The following is an 18,910-nucleotide window of genomic DNA, read 5'->3' as shown; positions in this document are numbered from 1 at the left end:
GAATGGCGGCGGGTTTTTCATTGAAGTTCCCCTAGCGATCGGGCTGGGAGCAGCGATCAGACGGGTAGCGATCAGGCGGGCTGTGCCAGCGTCCCGCCAGGGTCGGCCGCTTCCTCGTCGTCGGTCAGGATGCCGCTTGCCTTCAGCAGCGAGGCGAAGCGTCCGCCGCTGGCGCTGAGTTCCTCATAGCTGCCCATTTCGGCGACGCGTCCGTTCTCGAGGAAGATCACCTTGTTCGCGTCGCGAACGGTCGAAAGCCGGTGGGCGATGATGAAGGTGGTGCGGTTTTCGCGGAGGCGGTCTATGGCCGTCTTGACGCGAGCCTCGGTCTCGACGTCCAGCGCACTGGTCGCCTCGTCGAGCACAAGGATCGGCGCGTTCTTGAGGATGGCGCGGGCAATGGCGATACGCTGGCGTTCGCCGCCGGACAACCGGTTGCCGCGCTCGCCGACCGGAGTCTCGTAGCCGTTCAACCGCGTTTCGATGAACTCGGTCGCGGCGGCGGCTTCCGCAGCCCTGGCGATGTCCTCTTCGCTGGCGCCCTCGCGGCCGAGGCGGATGTTCTCGCTGATCGACCGGTTCAGGAGGCCTGCATCCTGGAAGACGGTGGCGATCGAATGGCGCAGCGATTTCCGCGTCACCTTGCCGATATCGATGCCATCGATCAGGATCTTGCCTTCCTGGGGGTCGTAGACGCGCTGAAGGAGGTTGATGAGCGTGGTCTTGCCGGCGCCGGTCGGCCCGACGATGGCGACGGTTTCCCCGGCTTTTGCCGTGAAGGAGACGTTGTGGACGCCTTGGCTCGTGCTGGCAAAGCCAAACGAGACATCGCGGAATTCCACCTCGCCGCGGACCTCGCCGAGGTCGGCGGCATCCGCCGGCTCGGCGCGCTCCTCGACGGAATCCTCGAGGATGAAGAAATCCTCGAGCTTGGCGCGGGCTTCGAAGATCTGGGTCGCGAACTGGCGCAGGAGGTCCAGTCGGCCGATCAGCAGGTTGGCGAAGCCGATGAAGGCCACGACATCGCCGACCCGGATTTCGCCGCGCTGAACCAGAAGCGTGCCGATGACCAGGATGACACCCATGGAGACTGTGGACGCGGTGCGGTTGAGGGCACCGGCCAGAGCCCACCAGTCGAGTACCGGATACTGGGCGGCAAGCAGGTCCTTGGTATAGTCCTTGAGCGCCAGGGTCTCGGCCTCGATGCGATTGTAGCTGTGCAGCACCGATACGTTGCTGATCGCGTCGCTGACGTGGGAGAAGACCGTGTGGTAATGGTTCTCGACCGACGCCTGCCCCTCCTTGGTGCGGTTCATCACGGTCACGCCGATGATCCAGTAGAGGATGCTCAGCACCAGAAGGACGAGGCTCAGCCGCCAGTCCATCGAGATCGCCGTCGGGACCAGCAGGACGAGCGCCACTGCGGTCGCAAGGTGGGTACGCATGAATTCGAGCCACAGGCCGAACAGGCTCTCGGCCGCACGCAGCAGGGTGTGCAGCGCGTTGGAGGTGCCACGGGTATGGTGCCAGGCGAGCGGCATGGAGATGATGCGTCCGAAAGCCTCGGTCAGCAGCGATGCGCGTCGGCCATGGGCGAGCCTGTCGGCCTCACGGGCGACAAGCACATAGGCAACGGTATTGAAGACACCGAAGCCGGCCCATAACATCAGCACCGGCGTAACGGTAGTGCCGGACGAAATGGCATCGATGATCCGGCCGAAAAGGATCGGTTCGGCAATGGTGATGACGGCAAGCACGATATTGGCGATGACGACCGCGGCGACGCGCCACTTGTTCTTCGCCAGATATTGGAGGGCTCGTGCGTAAACCTGGAACAGCGTCAACTGGCGCAACCTCTTTCAAGTGGAGCCGCCATCGGGGCGGCGCCGGTAATCTAGTGATCGGAAACGGCAATTCCGCGACGGAAGCCGGAGATAATACTCTTCTGCCAGAAATGTTTCATCGAGGGCAAGGCTTCCCGCATTCAGTGTCTTGAACCAACCCACGGCTTATTGCACAAAACCGTCAAGGGCTAGATTTCGCGGTATACCTTCAAAGAATGATAACTATGCTAATCGATTGTGAATAAGGGAAGTTACTGAAATTTAACATAAAGACAAGAATCGCCCGGAAAGAACGCGGCGGGGAGCAAGCCTTGAACATTCAGCTGGTCGTGCAACTCTTGGTACTCGTCGGGGAAATCAAGACCGAGGCGGAGCTCACGGCCCAGCTCGAATCTCTGCTGAAAGCCTATGGATTCGAATATTACGGACTGGTCATCCGGCCGCGCTCCCTTCAGAATCCGGGCGGCCTTGTCCTGGCCGGCCGTTGGCCGGAAGGCTGGCAGGAAATCTACGAAGCCCGCAAATATGCCCTGGTCGATCCGACCGTTCGCATGCTCAGCATCGCGCAAAGGCCCTTCCGTTGGCGGGATGCGGTGCTCAGGCTCCGGAACGATCCGCATCGGCAGCGCATGCAGCGGATGATGCAAGAAGGGGCACGTCACGGCCTCCAGGACGGCTACCTGTTTCCGGTCCATGGCCGCAACGGCCTGCTCGGCAACATGACGCTTGGCGGCCGCCCGGTGGATCTATCGCCCGCCGAAATGGCGCTGTTCGATGCCGCCGCCAAGAAGGTGTTCTGGCGCTTTCTGGACCTGCGCGGACAGGCGGAGGAGCTGGAGGCCGTCGCCAAGGTGGACACCCAGCTTACCCGCCGCGAGATGGAAGTCATCGTGCTGCTCGCCGACGGCCTGACCTCCAACGAGGTCGCGAAGTCGCTGGATATCTCCAGCCATACGGTCGACTGGTACATCAACGGGCTTCAGGAGAAGCTGCGCGCCAAGAACCGCCAGCATGTGGTCGCTTCGGCATTTCGCCTCGGTCTCATCGCCTGAGCGATTGCTCTCTTTGCGACGCATACGGTCTCCCCGAGAAATTGCGCTTGCCTGATTAAGGCAATACTGATTTCTTTGCAGTGCAGCATTATTCTCGATGGCGTCTGAGGAGATCCGTCTTGCCCATTTCCAAGATCCTAGTTGCCAACCGCTCCGAAATAGCGATCCGGGTCTTCCGTGCCGCCAATGAGCTCGGCATCAAGACTGTTGCGATCTGGGCGGAAGAGGACAAGCTTTCGCTGCACCGGTTCAAGGCCGACGAGAGCTATCAGGTCGGCCGCGGCCCGCATCTTTCCAAAGACATGGGGCCGATCGAGAGCTATCTATCGATCCCGGAAGTGATCCGGGTCGCCAAGCTTTCCGGCGCCGATGCCATCCATCCGGGATACGGCCTGCTTTCCGAAAGCCCGGAGTTCGTGGAGGCCTGCAACGATGCAGGCATCATCTTCATCGGTCCGCGACCGGACACGATGCGCCAGCTCGGCAACAAGGTTGCGGCCCGCAACCTGGCGATTTCGGTCGGCGTGCCGGTGGTGCCGGCGACCGAGCCGCTGCCGGACGATATGGCCGAAGTCGCCAGGATGGCCGAGGAGATCGGTTATCCGGTGATGCTGAAGGCGTCCTGGGGCGGCGGCGGGCGCGGCATGCGCGCCATTCGCGATCCGAAAGACCTTGCCAAGGAAGTGGTGGAAGCCAAGCGCGAGGCGATGGCCGCTTTCGGCAAGGACGAAGTCTATCTCGAAAAGCTCGTCGAGCGCGCCCGGCACGTGGAGAGCCAGATCCTCGGCGACACGCACGGCAATGTCGTTCATCTCTTCGAGCGCGACTGTTCGATCCAGCGCCGCAACCAGAAGGTCGTGGAGCGTGCGCCGGCTCCCTATCTGTCGGAGGCTCAGCGGGCCGAGCTTGCGGCCTATTCGCTGAAGATCGCGGCGGCGACCAACTATGTCGGTGCCGGCACGGTCGAATACCTGATGGATTCCGATACCGGCAAGTTCTACTTCATCGAGGTGAACCCGCGCATCCAGGTCGAGCATACGGTGACCGAGGTCGTCACCGGCATCGATATCGTCAAGGCGCAGATCCATATCCTCGAAGGTTTTGCGATCGGCACGCCTGAATCCGGCGTGCCGGCCCAGGGAGACATCCGCCTTCACGGCCACGCGCTGCAATGCCGGATCACCACCGAAGACCCCGAGCATAACTTTATCCCGGATTACGGCCGCATCACCGCCTATCGTTCGGCCGCGGGTTTTGGCATCCGTCTCGACGGCGGCACCGCCTATTCCGGTGCTGTCATCACCCGCTATTACGATCCGCTGCTGGTCAAGGTGACGGCGGCCGGCTCGACGCCGGCCGAAGCGATCAGCCGCATGGACCGGGCGCTCCGGGAATTCCGCATCCGCGGCGTGGCCACCAACCTGACCTTCCTCGAAGCGATCATCGGCCACCCGAAATTCCGCGACAATTCCTATACGACGCGGTTCATCGATACGACGCCGGAACTGTTCGAGCAGGTGAAGCGGCAAGACCGCGCAACCAAGCTCCTGACCTATCTCGCCGACGTCACCGTCAACGGCCATCCGGAAACCAAGGGTCGGCCGGCACCGTCCGAACATAGCGCCAAGCCTGTCCTGCCCTATATCAACGGCCCGGTCCCGGACGGCACCAAGCAGCTGCTCGACACGCTTGGTCCGAAAAAGTTCGGCGAATGGATGCGCAACGAAAAGCGCGTGCTGATCACCGATACGACGATGCGCGACGGCCATCAGTCGCTGCTCGCCACCCGCATGCGCACCTATGACATCGCGCGTGTCGCCGGCGTCTATGCGCGGGCGCTGCCGAACCTGTTCTCGCTGGAATGCTGGGGCGGGGCGACCTTCGACGTCTCCATGCGGTTCCTCACCGAAGATCCGTGGGAACGCCTGGCGATGATCCGCGAGGACGCGCCGAACCTTTTGTTGCAGATGCTGCTGCGCGGCGCCAACGGGGTCGGCTACAAGAACTATCCCGACAACGTGGTGAAGTATTTCGTCGCCCAGGCCGCCAAAGGCGGTATCGATCTCTTTCGTGTCTTCGACTGCCTCAACTGGGTCGAGAACATGCGCGTCTCGATGGATGCGATCAACGAAGAGAACAAGCTTTGCGAGGCGGCGATCTGCTATACGGGCGATCTCCTGAACTCCGCGCGCCCGAAATACGACCTCAAATATTACGTCTCGCTGGCCGAAGAGCTGGAGAAGGCGGGCGCCCATATCATCGCGCTGAAGGACATGGCCGGTCTCCTGAAGCCGGCTGCGGCGCGGGTGCTGTTCAAGGCGCTGCGCGAGGCGACCTCGCTGCCGATCCATTTCCACACCCACGACACGTCCGGCATTTCGGCCGCAACCGTGCTTGCCGCGGTGGACGCGGGCGTCGATGCGGTCGATGCGGCGATGGATGCGGTGTCCGGCAATACGTCCCAGCCGTGCCTCGGCTCGATCGTCGAAGCGCTGTCCGGCTCCGAGCGCGATCCGGGCCTCGATCCGGAGTGGATCCGCCGCATCTCCTTCTACTGGGAAGCGGCGCGCGGCCAGTATGCCGCCTTCGAAAGCGACCTCAAGGGCCCGGCCTCGGAAGTCTATCTGCATGAAATGCCAGGTGGCCAGTTCACCAACCTCAAGGAACAGGCCCGATCGCTCGGGCTTGATACCCGCTGGCACAAGGTCGCCCAGACCTATGCGGACGTGAACCAGATGTTCGGCGACATCGTCAAGGTGACGCCGTCGTCCAAGGTGGTTGGCGACATGGCGCTGATGATGGTCTCCCAGGACCTCACCGTCGCCGACGTCGAAAACCCGGCAAAAGACATCGCGTTTCCGGATTCGGTCGTATCGATGCTGAAGGGCGATCTCGGCCAGCCCCCCGGCGGCTGGCCGCAGGCGCTGCAGAAAAAGGCGCTGAAGGGCGAGGCGCCCTATACGGCAGTACCCGGCTCACTTCTCCCGCCGGCTGATCTCGCCGCGGAGCGAAAAGTCATTGAGGACAAGCTGGAGCGCAAGGTCAACGATTTCGAGTTCGCTTCCTACCTGATGTATCCGAAGGTGTTTACCGACTTCGCGCTGGCTTCGGACACCTACGGTCCGGTCTCGGTGCTGCCGACGCATGCCTATTTCTACGGGCTCGGCGATGGCGAGGAAATGTTCGCCGATATCGAGCGCGGCAAGACGCTTGTTGTCGTCAACCAGGCGATGAGCGGTACCGATGCGCAAGGCCTGGTCACCGTCTTCTTCGAACTCAACGGCCAGCCGCGCCGCATCAAGGTTCCGGACCGGGCCCACGGGGCTTCCGGCAGTGCGGTGCGCCGCAAGGCAGATATCGGCAATGCCGCTCATCTCGGCGCGCCGATGCCGGGCGTCATCAGCCGCGTCTTTGCGACGACCGGCCAGGCGGTCAAGGCCGGCGACGTGCTGCTGTCCATCGAGGCGATGAAGATGGAAACGGCGCTGCATGCCGAAAAGGACGGAACCATCGCCGAGGTCCTCGTCAAGGCCGGCGACCAGATCGACGCCAAGGATCTGCTGATCGTTTATGGCGGCTGATTTCGGCCGCCTTCTCCAGCTGCCCGACCTTCCAGCCAAACCCTTCGCCGAAGATGAGCATCGGGCCTGCGCCGTCCTTCAGGATTGCGCCGGGCTCCATGCTGGCCCGCGGCGAATGCTGCGGCCGTGAACTTTTTCCGCGTTGCAGGTTTCGCCTCGATACAATTTGTGAGAGGGAGTGCTTCTTCGCGGCGTTGCAAATTCAATCGATTTAAATATGTTCGCGACGATTGAAAGGAACCTATCCATGGACAGTCGCGCACCCTCAAACGCCTCCTCCAGCTCCCGAGCTTTCTTCACCCGCGAAAGGGCTGGCGTGTCGCTGCTCTTCCTGATGAACGGCTTCATGATCGGCGCCTGGGCGCCGAAAATCCCGGAATTTGCGAGCCGATTGAGCTTGAGCGAAAGCGCGCTCGGATTGATGATCCTGACGTTTGGCCTCGGTTCGCTGCTGATGATGCCGCTTGCCGGCAGCCAGATCGCCCGCTTCGGGTCGAGCCAGGTTTCCAAATACACCTCGGTATTGCTGACGCCGACATTGCTCCTTCTCACCTTGGTCGGCAGCATCTGGTCAGGCGCCGTGGCAATCTTCCTGTTCGGCGGCCTGATCGGCGCCATGGACGTGGCGATGAATGCCAATGCGGTCTCGGTCGAGAAGAGCATGCGCCGCGCGATCATGTCATCCTGCCACGCGTTCTGGAGCCTCGGCGGACTGCTCGGCTCGTCGACGGGCGGTTTTCTCATCGAACATATCGGCGTTTCCGCGCATGCCATTCTGGTCACGGTGCTGGCCGCGGTGATGATCGTCGCCGCCTGGCGGATCGTTTTGCACGACGCGCCGCATCCGGACGAAGCCAGGCACGGCGGAAGCCGCCTGCCGCGTTCGCCGCTGCCCTGGCTGATCGGCATCATGGCGCTGTTCTGCATGATCCCGGAAGGCGCGATCCTCGATTGGGGTGCGCTCTACCTCCGCAACGAGCTCGCGGCTTCCGTCACGCTTTCCGGCTTCGCATTCGCAGCCTTCTCGCTCACCATGGCGGCGATGCGCTTTGCCGGCGACCTGATCCGCGACCGTTTCGGCGCGGTGAAGACGCTGCGGGTCTGCGCCGTCATCTCGATCTTCGGCCTGCTGCTGATCGGCTTTGCGCAAAATGCACCGATGGCGATCGCCGGCTTCGCGCTGACGGGCATCGGCATTTCCAACATCGTGCCGATCGCCTTTTCGGCGGCCGGTAACCTGCCGGGCATGGCAGCCGGCGTCGGCCTCTCGGTGGTCACGACCATGGGCTATTCCGGCATCCTGGTTGCGCCCTCCGCAATCGGCTTCATCGCCGAATATACCGGGCTTGCCATCATTTTCGCCGGCCTGTCGGCGCTGATCGTCGTGGTCCTGCTGCTGTCATCGCTCGCCAAACATGCGGACACGGCGCATAACTAGCTGCGTCAGCCTGCCGGCTGGAACGGGAAAGGCCGGTGCGATAAAGTGAGCGTCGCGGCGGTTGACAAGCCGCGAGCCATACGCCACCTGAAAGGCGCTTCATTCCCAAGGCGACGAGACTTCCGATGACCGCACCCATCGATTACGACCCGAAACCGCGCCGTGCCACAGTCGCCGTCGATGTCGGCGGCGTCATCGTCGGCGGAGGTGCGCCTGTCGTCGTGCAGTCGATGACCAATACGGACACTGCCGATATCGACGGAACGGTCGCCCAGGTCGCGGCCCTCTACAAGGCAGGCTCCGAGCTGGTGCGAATCACCGTCGATCGCGACGAGAGTGCCGCCGCGGTGCCAAAAATCCGCGAGCGACTGCTGCGTCTCGGCATGGACGTGCCGCTGATCGGCGATTTCCATTATATCGGCCACAAGCTGCTCGCCGATCATCCGGCCTGCGCCGAGGCGCTGGCGAAATACCGCATCAATCCCGGTAATGTCGGTTTCAAGGACAAGAAGGACAAGCAGTTCGCCGACATCATCGAGATGGCGATCCGCTACGACAAGCCTGTGCGTATCGGCGTCAACTGGGGTTCGCTCGACCAGGACCTGTTGACCACACTGATGGACCGCAATGCGGCGGATGGTTCGCCGCTGTCGGCTCGCCAGGTCATGCACGAGGCGATCGTCCAGTCTGCGCTGATTTCCGCCGAGCTTGCCGAGCAGATCGGCCTGCCGCGCAACCGCATCATCCTGTCGGCCAAGGTCAGCCAGGTACAGGACCTGATCGCCGTTTATTCCATGCTCACAGAGCGCTCCAACCACGCTCTGCATCTCGGTCTCACCGAAGCCGGCATGGGCTCCAAGGGCATCGTCGCCTCTTCGGCGGCCATGGGCTACGTGCTGCAGCACGGGATCGGCGACACGATCCGTGTTTCGCTGACGCCGGAGCCGAACGGCGACCGTACCCGCGAAGTGCAGGTGGCGCAGGAACTGCTGCAGGTCATGGGTTTTCGCCAGTTCGTTCCCGTCGTCGCCGCCTGTCCGGGCTGCGGACGGACGACCTCGACGGTATTCCAGGAGCTTGCCCAGAACATCCAGAACGACCTGCGCAAGAACATGCCGGTCTGGCGCGAGAAATATCCGGGTGTCGAAGCACTCAACGTCGCGGTCATGGGCTGCATCGTCAACGGTCCGGGCGAGAGCAAGCACGCCGATATCGGCATTTCGCTGCCGGGCACCGGCGAAACGCCGGCTGCCCCTGTGTTCATCGACGGCAAAAAGGCGCTGACCTTGCGCGGCGTGAACATCGCCGCCGATTTCGAAAAACTCGTCATCGACTATATCGAGCAACGCTTCGGCCAGCGCACGGCTGCCGAATAAATCATGAGCCGATACTGGTCGCCGATCGTCAGCACGTTGAAACCCTATGTCGCGGGCGAGCAGCCGCGCATCCAGAACCTCGTGAAGCTGAATACCAACGAGAACCCCTACGGGCCGTCTCCAAAGGCGGTCGCCGCTATCCAGGCGGCGGCGGACGATGCGCTGCGGCTTTATCCGGATCCGTCGGCAACCGCATTGCGCGAAGCGATTGCAAAGCGGTTTGGGGTAGACGCGGATCAGGTCTTCGTCGGCAACGGTTCGGATGAGGTGCTGGCGCACACATTCCAGGCTCTGCTGAAGCACGACAAGCCACTGCTCTATCCTGACATCACCTACAGCTTCTATCCGACCTATAGCCGGCTCTACGATATCGACGTCGTCGAAATCCCGCTCGATGAAGGCTTCCGGATCAGGCTTGCCGACTACGACCGGCCCTGCGGCGCCATCATCATTCCGAACCCGAATGCACCGACCGGGATCGGTCTTGCCCTCCCGGAGATAGAGGCGCTGGTGGCGGCGCATCCCGACGTACCGGTCGTGGTGGACGAGGCCTATATCGATTTCGGCGGCGAGACGGCCGCCAGCCTGATTGCCCGCTATCCAAATCTCCTCGTCATCCAGACGCTGTCGAAATCCCGTTCGCTGGCGGGCATGCGTGTCGGTTTCGCGCTCGGTGAGCGGCATCTGATCGATGCTCTGGAGCGGGTGAAGGACAGTTTCAATTCCTATCCGCTCGACCGGCTGGCCCAGGTGGCCGCGACCGCCGCGATCGAGGACGTCGAGTGGTTCGAGACCTGCCGGCAGAAGATCATCGCGATGCGCGACCGTGTCAGCGACGAATTGCTCGCGATGGGTTTCGATGTGCTGCCGTCGCAGGCGAATTTCGTCTTCGCCAGGCATCCGGCCCTGTCGGGCGCCGAAGTCTATTCGGCGTTGCGGGCCGAGGGCGTTCTGGTGCGCCACTGGAACAAGCCGCGCATAGAAGACTATCTGCGCATCTCGATCGGCACGGATGCCGAATGTGGCCGGTTGCTCGACGTGTTGAAAAGCCTGCCGGCCGCCGGCTGATCGCGGTTCTTCTTTCTCCACATCGGATCTCTCTGCGGGGTGTCTTGATCGGTCCGGTTCCGGCCGGCCTTTGGGTCAATGACGAAGATATGCCGCCCTCCTCGCTATTGCCGCAATTCATGGTAAATGAGGTGGCACCACTGACGACGGGGACATTTGTTTACATGCTGAAGAAAATCGCAATCGTCGCACTTTGCGCGACCTATCTTTCCGCCTGCACCACGACCGACCCCTATACGGGTGAGCAGAAGGTTTCCAACACGGCCGGCGGTGCTGCCATCGGCGCAGGCCTCGGCGCGCTTGCCGGCGGCTTGACCGGCGGACGCCATGCGGGCCGCAATGCGTTGATCGGTGCCGGTATCGGCGCGCTCGCCGGTGGCGGCATCGGCGCCTATATGGACAATCAGGAAGCGGAATTGCGCGCCCAGCTGCAGGGCACCGGTGTTTCGGTGACCCGCGTCGGCGACCGCATCATCCTCAACATGCCGTCGAACATCACGTTCGCCACCGACCAGGACCAGGTCATCCCGCCGTTCTACCGGACGCTGGATTCCGTCGCGATCGTGCTGAACAAGTTCAACCGCACCCTGATCGACGTCAACGGCCATACGGACTCGACCGGCAGCCTGCAGCATAACCAGGCGCTCTCGGAACGCCGTGCCGGTTCCGTCGCCAACTACCTCGGCAGCCGTGGCGTGGACCAGCGCCGCATGTCGACGATGGGCTTCGGTCCGTCGCAGCCGGTTGCTTCCAACGCGAGCTCGGACGGCCGCGCGCAGAACCGCCGCGTCGAAGTGGCAATCGCGCCGCTCACCCAGGGCTGATCATAAAAGCCTGATGAAAGGCGAGCCGCTCAGATGCGGCTCGTCAGCAGCTTCAGGCCGGCGACGCTGTAAAAAACCGCCATCGTTCCTTCGATCCAGCGCCTTGCGGCCTTGTAGCCGCGCAGCGCATGGGATGTCGAAAACACCATCGCATAGGTGGTGAAGATCAGCAGGCTCGAGCTCATGCAGACGGCGATGATCAAAAGGATCGCCGAGGTCGGCGCATTTTCCGGCAGGCCGAGCGAAATGATCGCCAGCCATGCAAAGATCGCCTTCGGATTGGTGACGTGGACCGCATAGCCGCGCAGCCAGAGCTGGCGGGCGGTATAATTCGTCCGGGCATTGCCGAGGGCGACCTTGGAATCCGGCAGGCGCGCGGATTTATAGGCCTTCCAGGCCAGGTAGATCAGGTAGATGCCGCCAAGCACCTTCATGATCTCCAGCGCGATCGCATAGTTGCGCAGCAATGCCGCAAGACCGAGCGCTGCGGCGCAAGCCCAGGTGAAAGAACCGCAGGCGATGCCGAGCGCCGTGATCAGGCCGGCGCGGCGGCCTTGGGAGATCGAGGTGCCGATGATGGCGAAATTGGCCGGGCCGGGGCTCGCGACGTTGATGACATAGGCGACGTAGGCCGGCCACATGTAGGGCAGATAGCTCAGGACATCCGGCATTGTCGTTTCCTATCCCTGTCTAGTTTTCCCGGCTGGCGATGAAGCGCGCGGTCTCCTGCAGAATGGACGCCCTTTCGCCGTAGGGCGCAAGCAGTTCCACGGCCTCGGCCGTCAAAACGTCCAGCCGGTCTTCCGCCCAGCCGATGCCATGCAGGGCGACGAGGGTGCCCTTGCCGCGGCCGGCGTCCTTTCCGGTTGCCTTGCCCATGGTTTCGGCATCCGAGGTCAGGTCGAGCAGATCGTCGGCGAGCTGGAAGGCGAGGCCGATCTTCTGGCCGAAAAGCCGCAGCCGCTGGCGATGCTCCGGTTCGGAGCCTGCGATGATCGCACCCGCTTCGCAGGCAAACCGCAGCAGGGCACCTGTTTTCATTGCCTGCAATGTGGTGATGCCCGTCTCATCGGGCAGCGATTTTTCTGCTGCGAGATCGAGCGCCTGGCCGCCCGCCATGCCGCCCGGTCCCGCGGCGCGGGCAAGCGACAGGACGAGTTCCGTCTTCAGCCGGTCGGCGAGCATGGTCTCCGGTGCGGCGACGATGTCGAAGGCGTAGGTCAGCAGGCTGTCGCCGGCGAGGATGGCGGTAGCCTCGTCGAAGGCCTTGTGAACGGTCGGCTGGCCGCGGCGCAGGTCGTCATTGTCCATCGCCGGCAGGTCGTCATGGATCAGCGAATAACAATGCAGGCATTCGAGCGCCACTCCGACCCGAAGTGCTGCCTCTGCCGGCCCGCCGAGCAACGCCGCGCTCTCGCGCACCAGGAAGGGCCTCAGCCGTTTCCCGCCGTTCAGCGACCCATGCCGCATGGCGGCCATCAGATGCGCCGGGCGGGTCGTCTCGTCGGAAAGAGGGGTATCGGACAGGAGAGACGAAAGCAGGGCTCCCGTCTCGGCGGCGCTCTGCCGCAGGCGTGTTTCGAATGCCGTTTTCGCGTCCGTCATGGCCGCTGTTTGGCATGCCGAGTGTTGGCTGGCAACGGCGATTCACCAGGACGTGCGAAGTTTTCGGCGCCAGACTCGCCTTGGCCACGTTGAACGGTTATGAAACTCAAAACGAGGGACGAGTGCGATATTGGACATCACACCCGAACAGCAGTTGCAGGAGGAGGAGCCCGTGAGGGCCGGGTGGAGACGGCGCCGGGTGTCCGGCAATCTGATCCGCCGGATCGTGCTGATCGCGATCGCGCTGGTGGTGCTGCCCTATCTGTTGATTTTCGTCTACGCGCTGCCGTTCACCCGCCCGGTCTCGACGCTGATGCTGTCGGAACTGGCGCTGTTTCGCGGATACGACCGGCGCTGGGTAAGCCTCGAAGAGATTTCGCCCAACCTCGTCCGATCGGTGATGATGTCCGAGGACGGCCAGTTCTGCTTCCATGGCGGCGTCGACTGGAACCAGATGCGCGGCGTGGTCGAGGATGCGCTCGACGGCGAAGCGACGCGCGGCGCGAGCACCATTCCGATGCAGACCGCCAAGAACCTGTTCCTGTGGAACGGCCGCTCCTTCATCCGCAAAGGCATGGAACTGCCCCTGGCGCTGGGCGCAGACCTCGTCCTGTCGAAGTGGCGGATGATGGAAATCTATCTGAACATCGCCGAGTGGGGGCCTGGCATCTATGGGGCGGAGGCGGCCGCGCAATATCATTTCAAGGTGCCGGCTTCGAAACTGAGCCCCCGGCAGGCGGCGCTTCTGGCCGTGGCGCTTCCCAATCCGATCACCCGCGTCGCAAGCAGGCCGAGCCGCGGCGTGCAGCGGCTGGCCGGTGTCGTCGAGCGCCGGGCGCGCGGATCCGGCGACTACATCAAATGCATTTATGAGTAAGGTTCATCGATTTCATTGGTCGCACCCAGCAGGGGCCATTATAGGCTAATAAACCAACCGGAGAGCGGCCCATGGAAAAGCTTACCCTTTATATCGGCAACAAGAATTATTCCTCCTGGTCCTTCCGTCCCTGGATCGCGCTGACGGCGGCCGGCATTGCCTTCGAAGAGGTGCTGATCCCGTTCGATTTTCCCGCAGGCAATCCGAAATTCAAGCCGATCTCGCCGACCGGCAAGGTACCGGTGCTGCACCAGGGAGACATCCGGGTGTGGGAATCGCTTGCGATCATCGAATATGCCGCGGAGCTTTTCCCGGAGAAGGGCGTCTGGCCGGAAGCTGCCGCCGATCGCGCGGTCGCGCGCTCCGTCTCGATGGAAATGATTTCCGGCTTCCGGGCGCTGCGCAATGCCTGCCCGATGAACATGCGCCGTCCGAAGGGTAGGATCGAACTTGCCGACGGAGTGATGGACGACGTTGCGCGCATCGAGACGATCTGGCGCGAGCTGCGGGCGAAATCCGGCGGGCCTTTCCTGTTCGGCGAATTTTCCGGAGCGGATGCAATGTTTGCGCCTGTCGTCAGCCGTTTCGACGTCTACGATCTGACGAGCAATGTGGAGACGCTCGCCTATATGTCGGCAATGAAATCTCATCCGGCCTGGCTCAAGTGGCAGGAGGCCGCACTTGCCGAAACCTGGGTCGTCCCGGAGGACGAGGCTTAAGTCGCATATTTCTCAAAAAATCCGGGCAGGGACTGGTCAAAGCCCGGTAGGGCATGTATAAGCCGCCCAAATTTCCGAGATCGAGACATGTCCAATCGGCCTCAGTTCCGGCCGGGGATTATGTTTTGCACGCAAGTGGAGTAACGAAAATGGCTGTACCGAAGAGAAAAACGAGCCCGTCGAAGCGCGGTATGCGCCGCTCCGCAGACGCACTCAAGGCTCCGACCTATATCGAAGACAAGAACTCCGGCGAACTGCGCCGTCCGCACCATGTCGATCTGAAGACCGGCATGTATCGCGGCCGTCAGGTTCTGACGCCGAAGGAAAGCGCATAAGCGTTTTTCGTTCTATTGCATCAAAGGTCGGCTCCGCCGGCCTTTTTTGTTGCGCGAAGACTTGTTTTGCCGCGCCCAAGACTTGCGAAAGCAAGGCAAGCACGTACAGTCCGGCCAAATCGACTGGAGTCCGAGACCATGCTTGCCGCATTGCCGCTGATGATCATCCCGTTCATTCTCTATAACCTAGGCATGCTCGGCATTCTGGGCGGCGGCGGGGTCGCGTCGCTCGGCAACGTCGTCAGCTCGCTTCAGATGCTCTCAGGTGCCGTCTGGACCATGACGCTCGGCGACGTGATTATCGTCATCTCGCTGGTCTTCCTGTTCGTGGAAATCCTCAAAGCCAGCCGCAACGGCCGCGGTTCGCTGATCAACCACATGCTGTCGATGCTGGTCTTCATCGCCTATCTGGTCGAATTCCTGCTGGTGCGGGATGCCGCGACGCAAATCTTCTTCATCCTGATGACGATCACCTTCGTCGACGTCATCGGCGGCTTTGCGGTAGCAATCCGCTCGGCCGGCCGCGACGTGTCGATCGGGCTCTAGGCGCCCTTCAGGTCAGAGATTATCGAGGCGGCTCTGCAGGTTGCGGAGCTGTTCCTTCAACTCGTCGATATCCTTGGCGTCGGTCTTCTTGGCGGCAGGCGCCTGGGGCTGCCCCGCAAACGGCGAGAACATCTGCATGGCCTGGCGGAACATGTCCGTGTTGCGGCGCACCTGTTCTTCCATCATCTGGATCGGCATCTGCAGGTTCTTGCTGAGCGGCGTATCGCCGAAGGCGCGCGTCATCTGTTCGCGCATCTGAACCTGCTGGTCGGTGAAAGCCTTCATCGAGTGTTCGAGGAAGGTCGGAACCACCATCTGCATCTGGTCGCCGTAATAGGAAATCAGCTGCCGCAGGAAGGAAATCGGCAGCAGCGTGTTGCCGGTCTTCGATTCCTGTTCGAAGATGATCTGCGTCAGAACCGAATGGGTAATATCGTCGCCGCTCTTGGCGTCCTGAACGGTGAAATCTTCACCCTTCTTCACCATCTTCGCCAGGTCTTCCAGCGTCACGTAGGTGCTGGTGCCCGTGTTGTAGAGGCGCCTGTTGGCATATTTCTTGATTATGATTTCGCCTTCGGTCTTTGCCATGATTGCCTCCTGCTCCCGTCAATATGGTTTGGTCATTATCGACTGCCATGCTTCTCCCGACAGGAATGTAAGCCTAAATGACGAGGACTTACAAACGATTTGTGCGGCGCGGCGACGGGTTTGTTGCGCAGCAAACCCGTGAAATCTAACGGGCATTTTCGAAACGCCCGACGGGTTGGCAGCGGTCCCCGGCTGCCGTTTGACTCTCGGCTCAAGCTTTGCCAGTCTCGCAGGCAAATAACGGATAAGAGGAAACGTCCATGTCCAATCCATCCATCGTGATCGCAGCCGCTGGCCGTACGGCGGTCGGCTCCTTCAATGGCGGCTTTGCCAATGTCCCGGCGCATGAACTGGGTGCGGCGGCGATCAAGGGTGCGCTCGCGCGCGCCGGCGTCGAGGCGGCTGAGGTGGACGAGGTCATCCTCGGTCAGGTCCTGCCGGCGGGCGAAGGCCAGAACCCGGCCCGACAGGCGGCGATGAAGGCCGGCGTTCCGAAGGAAGCCACCGCCTGGGGCATCAACCAGCTCTGCGGCTCGGGCCTGCGTGCCGTAGCCCTCGGCATGCAGCAGATCGCGCTCGGAGACGCGAAGATCATCGTTGCCGGCGGCCAGGAATCGATGTCCATGGCGCCGCATTGCGCGCACCTTCGCGGCGGCGTGAAGATGGGCGATTTCAAGATGATCGATACGATGATCAAGGACGGCCTGACCGACGCCTTCTACGGCTACCACATGGGCATCACGGCGGAGAACATCGCCCGCCAGTGGCAGCTCTCCCGCGAGGAGCAGGACCAGTTCGCGGTGTCTTCGCAGAACAAGGCGGAAGCCGCGCAGAACGCCGGCCGCTTCAAGGACGAGATCATCCCCTATATCATCCAGACGCGGAAGGGTGACGTGACCGTCGAGAACGACGAATACATCCGCGCCGGCGCGACGCTCGATTCGATGGCCAAGCTGCGGCCGGCCTTCGACAAGGAAGGCACGGTCACGGCGGGCAACGCATCCGGCCTCAACGATGGTGCGGCGGCTGCCGTGCTGATGACGGAAGCCGAAGCCGCCCGCCGCGGCATCACGCCGTTGGCCCGTATCGTCTCCTGGGCGACTGCCGGCGTCGATCCGCAGATCATGGGAACGGGTCCGATCCCGGCCTCGCGCAAGGCGCTTGAGAAGGCCGGCTGGCGCGTTGCCGATCTGGAGCTCATCGAGGCCAACGAGGCGTTCGCGGCCCAGTCCTGCGCCGTCACCAAAGATTTGGGTTTCGATCCGTCGCTCGTCAACGTCAATGGCGGGGCGATCGCGATCGGCCATCCGATCGGCGCATCGGGTGCGCGCATCCTCAACACGCTTCTTTTCGAGATGAAGCGCCGCAACGCAAAGAAGGCACTCGCAACGCTCTGCATCGGCGGCGGCATGGGCGTTGCCATGTGCCTCGAGGCCATGTGATGCGATAGGATGATTGTGGATAATCCCGCCGGCGTTGCAAAACTTCGCGGCGGGCCTATCTCCCCGACGGAAGCATGTCCAACTAGGTAAGTATCCAGTCACATAGAAGGACCGGATCACAACTCAAAAGGGGAAGACCGCATGAGCAGGGTTGCATTGGTTTCGGGAGGAACGCGTGGGATCGGGGCAGCCATCTCCGTCGCGTTGAAGGCGGCAGGTTATCGTGTCGCGGCAAATTTTGCGGGCAATGAGGAAAAGGCGAAAGCCTTCCATGACGAGACCGGCATTCCGGTCTTCAAGTGGGATGTCTCCAGCTATCAGGCCTGCGTCGAGGGAATAGCAAAAGTGGAGGCCGAACTCGGCCCGATCGAGGTGCTCGTCAACAATGCGGGCATCACCCGTGATGGCATGTTCCACAAGATGACGCCTGAGCAGTGGAACGAGGTGGTCGGCACCAACCTGACCGGCCTTTTCAACATGACGCATCCCATCTGGAACGGCATGCGCGACCGCGGGTTCGGCCGGGTCGTCAACATCTCGTCGATCAACGGTCAGAAGGGCCAGATGGGTCAGGTGAACTATTCGGCGGCCAAGGCTGGCGATCTCGGCTTCACCAAGGCGCTGGCCCAGGAAGGCGCTTCAAAGAACATCACCGTCAACGCCATCTGCCCTGGCTACATCGCTACGGAAATGGTGCGGGCGGTGCCGGAAAAGGTGCTGAACGAGCGGATCATTCCGCTGATCCCGGTCGGGCGCCTCGGCGAACCGGAAGAGATTGCCCGTTGCGTCGTATTCCTCGCCTCCGACGATGCCGGCTTCATCACCGGTTCGACGCTGACGGCGAATGGCGGCCAGTTCTTCGCGAGCTGATCTCCGGCATTAACCTTTGAGCGGGTTTCGGCGCATCGTGGTGTGCCGAAACGGCGGTCTCTATGGTTAACAAATTGTTTTTGCACGACATCTTGCGGTGAACAAACCGCGAAACGGGTGATGTCGCCGATTCGTCGGCGATTCGTTCCGGCTTTGGCCAAGGGTTAACGGCGACGATCTCTCAGGGCAAAACAAAACCGGCGCCGATTGCTCGGGCGCCGGTCCTGAGGGACTGGATTGTTGCGCGCGATTAGCGGCAACGGGCCTCGTAACGGCGGCCGTAACGGTCGCGATAGATGCAGTAGCCGCGGCGTTCCGAGGACTGGCCGATCGCAGCGCCGACAAGGCCGCCTGCAACTGCGCCAACCGCCGCGCCACCCCAGCTATTCGTCACGGCGCCACCGATAACCGCACCCGTGCCGGCGCCGATTGCGGTGCCGCGTTCAGTTGCAGTACAGGAGGCGAGCGTGCCGATCATGCAGCCCGCAATCAGAATCTTCTTCATCATGTCAGTTTCCCTTCCCTTTGGTACACACGGCTACGCCGCTTTTAAATCCTGCCCATCAGCAGCAGGATAATGATGATAAGCACGACAAGGCCCAATCCGCCCGACGGACCATAGCCCCAGCCTCGGCTATAGCCCCAATTCGGCAACGCGCCAATGAGTAGCAGGATGAGGATGACGAGCAACACGGTTCCGAGCATGATTTTCTACTCCGCTAGACAATCCAGTATGGATTTGGCG

18 protein-coding genes are annotated in these 18,910 nt (G+C 62.1%); 12 read left to right on the top strand and 6 right to left on the bottom strand.

Features of this window, described 5'->3' with window-relative positions; all coding sequences use genetic code 11:
- Positions 1-71: 71 nt before the first annotated feature.
- Positions 72-1,844, bottom strand: a complete 1,773-nt coding sequence (locus C5J22_RS27640; protein ID WP_105403878.1) for a glucan ABC transporter ATP-binding protein/ permease — start codon at positions 1,842-1,844, stop codon at positions 72-74.
- A gap of 311 nt (positions 1,845-2,155) precedes the next feature.
- Here C5J22_RS27640 and C5J22_RS27635 point away from each other — a divergent pair, with 311 nt between their 5' ends.
- From C5J22_RS27635 to C5J22_RS27610, 6 genes are all read left to right on the top strand, one after another.
- A complete protein-coding gene (locus C5J22_RS27635; RefSeq protein ID WP_105403817.1) occupies positions 2,156-2,896 on the top strand; it encodes a LuxR family transcriptional regulator in 741 nt (246 codons plus the stop codon).
- Between the two features lie 119 nt (positions 2,897-3,015).
- Complete coding sequence (gene pyc, locus C5J22_RS27630; protein WP_105440866.1) at positions 3,016-6,477, top strand: pyruvate carboxylase; 3,462 nt, start codon at positions 3,016-3,018, stop codon at positions 6,475-6,477.
- A gap of 247 nt (positions 6,478-6,724) precedes the next feature.
- On the top strand, positions 6,725-7,915 hold the full coding sequence (locus tag C5J22_RS27625; protein WP_105440865.1) for an MFS transporter: 1,191 nt from the start codon (positions 6,725-6,727) through the stop codon (positions 7,913-7,915).
- A gap of 125 nt (positions 7,916-8,040) precedes the next feature.
- Positions 8,041-9,291 carry a flavodoxin-dependent (E)-4-hydroxy-3-methylbut-2-enyl-diphosphate synthase gene (ispG, locus tag C5J22_RS27620; protein ID WP_046626272.1) on the top strand — a complete coding sequence of 417 codons (1,251 nt, stop codon included), beginning with the start codon at positions 8,041-8,043 and terminating at the stop codon, positions 9,289-9,291.
- Positions 9,292-9,294: 3 nt separating this feature from the next.
- On the top strand, positions 9,295-10,359 hold the full coding sequence (hisC, locus tag C5J22_RS27615; protein WP_105440864.1) for a histidinol-phosphate transaminase: 1,065 nt from the start codon (positions 9,295-9,297) through the stop codon (positions 10,357-10,359).
- 164 nt (positions 10,360-10,523) lie between these two features.
- A complete protein-coding gene (locus tag C5J22_RS27610) occupies positions 10,524-11,183 on the top strand; it encodes an OmpA family protein (RefSeq protein ID WP_105403880.1) in 660 nt (219 codons plus the stop codon).
- 29 nt (positions 11,184-11,212) lie between these two features.
- On the opposite strand, the gene C5J22_RS27605 is transcribed toward C5J22_RS27610, so the two are convergent.
- Complete coding sequence (locus C5J22_RS27605; protein WP_105440863.1) at positions 11,213-11,854, bottom strand: LysE family translocator; 642 nt, start codon at positions 11,852-11,854, stop codon at positions 11,213-11,215.
- 19 nt (positions 11,855-11,873) lie between these two features.
- Positions 11,874-12,788 (bottom strand): polyprenyl synthetase family protein, encoded by a 915-nt coding sequence (locus C5J22_RS27600; RefSeq protein ID WP_105440862.1) that lies wholly within the window; start codon positions 12,786-12,788, stop codon positions 11,874-11,876.
- Between the two features lie 130 nt (positions 12,789-12,918).
- On the opposite strand from C5J22_RS27600, the gene mtgA reads away from it, so the two are divergent.
- The 4 genes from mtgA to C5J22_RS27580 all read left to right on the top strand — a co-directional run bounded on the left by mtgA (position 12,919) and on the right by C5J22_RS27580 (position 15,265).
- Positions 12,919-13,665 carry a monofunctional biosynthetic peptidoglycan transglycosylase gene (gene mtgA, locus C5J22_RS27595; RefSeq protein WP_371412676.1) on the top strand — a complete coding sequence of 249 codons (747 nt, stop codon included), beginning with the start codon at positions 12,919-12,921 and terminating at the stop codon, positions 13,663-13,665.
- A gap of 71 nt (positions 13,666-13,736) precedes the next feature.
- Positions 13,737-14,384, top strand: a complete 648-nt coding sequence (locus C5J22_RS27590; RefSeq protein WP_105440860.1) for a glutathione S-transferase family protein — start codon at positions 13,737-13,739, stop codon at positions 14,382-14,384.
- Positions 14,385-14,533: 149 nt separating this feature from the next.
- Positions 14,534-14,719, top strand: coding sequence for a 50S ribosomal protein L32 (gene rpmF, locus C5J22_RS27585; protein WP_038546808.1), 186 nt, complete (start codon positions 14,534-14,536; stop codon positions 14,717-14,719).
- Positions 14,720-14,857: 138 nt separating this feature from the next.
- Positions 14,858-15,265: a hypothetical protein gene (locus tag C5J22_RS27580; protein WP_105440859.1), complete on the top strand. Its 408-nt coding sequence runs from the start codon at positions 14,858-14,860 to the stop codon at positions 15,263-15,265.
- 12 nt (positions 15,266-15,277) lie between these two features.
- Here the strand turns inward: C5J22_RS27580 and phaR are convergent, their stop codons facing one another.
- The gene (phaR, locus tag C5J22_RS27575) at positions 15,278-15,853 is read right to left on the bottom strand and encodes a polyhydroxyalkanoate synthesis repressor PhaR (RefSeq protein WP_105440858.1); all 576 of its coding nucleotides are present in this window, start codon (positions 15,851-15,853) and stop codon (positions 15,278-15,280) included.
- A gap of 260 nt (positions 15,854-16,113) precedes the next feature.
- Between phaR and C5J22_RS27570 the strand changes: the two genes are divergently transcribed.
- Both C5J22_RS27570 and C5J22_RS27565 read left to right on the top strand, forming a co-directional pair.
- Positions 16,114-17,295, top strand: coding sequence for an acetyl-CoA C-acetyltransferase (locus tag C5J22_RS27570; RefSeq protein WP_105440857.1), 1,182 nt, complete (start codon positions 16,114-16,116; stop codon positions 17,293-17,295).
- Between the two features lie 141 nt (positions 17,296-17,436).
- Positions 17,437-18,165, top strand: coding sequence for a beta-ketoacyl-ACP reductase (locus tag C5J22_RS27565; protein WP_046665176.1), 729 nt, complete (start codon positions 17,437-17,439; stop codon positions 18,163-18,165).
- Between the two features lie 250 nt (positions 18,166-18,415).
- On the opposite strand, the gene C5J22_RS27560 is transcribed toward C5J22_RS27565, so the two are convergent.
- Entirely contained in the window at positions 18,416-18,673 is a 258-nt protein-coding gene (locus C5J22_RS27560) for a YMGG-like glycine zipper-containing protein (RefSeq protein ID WP_037081355.1), read from the bottom strand.
- Positions 18,674-18,714: 41 nt separating this feature from the next.
- Positions 18,715-18,870, bottom strand: a complete 156-nt coding sequence (locus C5J22_RS27555) for a DUF3309 family protein (RefSeq protein ID WP_007775119.1) — start codon at positions 18,868-18,870, stop codon at positions 18,715-18,717.
- Positions 18,871-18,910: the final 40 nt, after the last annotated feature.

This window comes from Neorhizobium sp. T25_13, from assembly GCF_002968675.1.
In the GTDB taxonomy this organism is placed as follows: Bacteria; Pseudomonadota; Alphaproteobacteria; order Rhizobiales; family Rhizobiaceae; genus Neorhizobium; species Neorhizobium tomejilense.
Note: the sequence above shows the minus strand (reverse complement) of the source record. Positions and strands in the feature narration are given on the sequence as shown.

What these genes read in the sequence shown, in the direction of transcription:
- rpmF (WP_038546808.1), top strand. Translation starts at nt 14,534, where the DNA reads ATGGCTGTACCGAAGAGAAAAACGAGCCCGTCGAAGCGCGGTATGCGC.
- C5J22_RS27605 (WP_105440863.1), bottom strand. Translation starts at nt 11,854, where the DNA reads ATGCCGGATGTCCTGAGCTATCTGCCCTACATGTGGCCGGCCTACGTC.
- C5J22_RS27580 (WP_105440859.1), top strand. Translation starts at nt 14,858, where the DNA reads ATGCTTGCCGCATTGCCGCTGATGATCATCCCGTTCATTCTCTATAAC.
- C5J22_RS27600 (WP_105440862.1), bottom strand. Translation starts at nt 12,788, where the DNA reads ATGACGGACGCGAAAACGGCATTCGAAACACGCCTGCGGCAGAGCGCC.
- C5J22_RS27625 (WP_105440865.1), top strand. Translation starts at nt 6,725, where the DNA reads ATGGACAGTCGCGCACCCTCAAACGCCTCCTCCAGCTCCCGAGCTTTC.
- hisC (WP_105440864.1), top strand. Translation starts at nt 9,295, where the DNA reads ATGAGCCGATACTGGTCGCCGATCGTCAGCACGTTGAAACCCTATGTC.
- ispG (WP_046626272.1), top strand. Translation starts at nt 8,041, where the DNA reads ATGACCGCACCCATCGATTACGACCCGAAACCGCGCCGTGCCACAGTC.
- phaR (WP_105440858.1), bottom strand. Translation starts at nt 15,853, where the DNA reads ATGGCAAAGACCGAAGGCGAAATCATAATCAAGAAATATGCCAACAGG.
- C5J22_RS27610 (WP_105403880.1), top strand. Translation starts at nt 10,524, where the DNA reads ATGCTGAAGAAAATCGCAATCGTCGCACTTTGCGCGACCTATCTTTCC.
- C5J22_RS27560 (WP_037081355.1), bottom strand. Translation starts at nt 18,673, where the DNA reads ATGATGAAGAAGATTCTGATTGCGGGCTGCATGATCGGCACGCTCGCC.
- C5J22_RS27570 (WP_105440857.1), top strand. Translation starts at nt 16,114, where the DNA reads ATGTCCAATCCATCCATCGTGATCGCAGCCGCTGGCCGTACGGCGGTC.
- C5J22_RS27565 (WP_046665176.1), top strand. Translation starts at nt 17,437, where the DNA reads ATGAGCAGGGTTGCATTGGTTTCGGGAGGAACGCGTGGGATCGGGGCA.
- C5J22_RS27590 (WP_105440860.1), top strand. Translation starts at nt 13,737, where the DNA reads ATGGAAAAGCTTACCCTTTATATCGGCAACAAGAATTATTCCTCCTGG.
- C5J22_RS27555 (WP_007775119.1), bottom strand. Translation starts at nt 18,870, where the DNA reads ATGCTCGGAACCGTGTTGCTCGTCATCCTCATCCTGCTACTCATTGGC.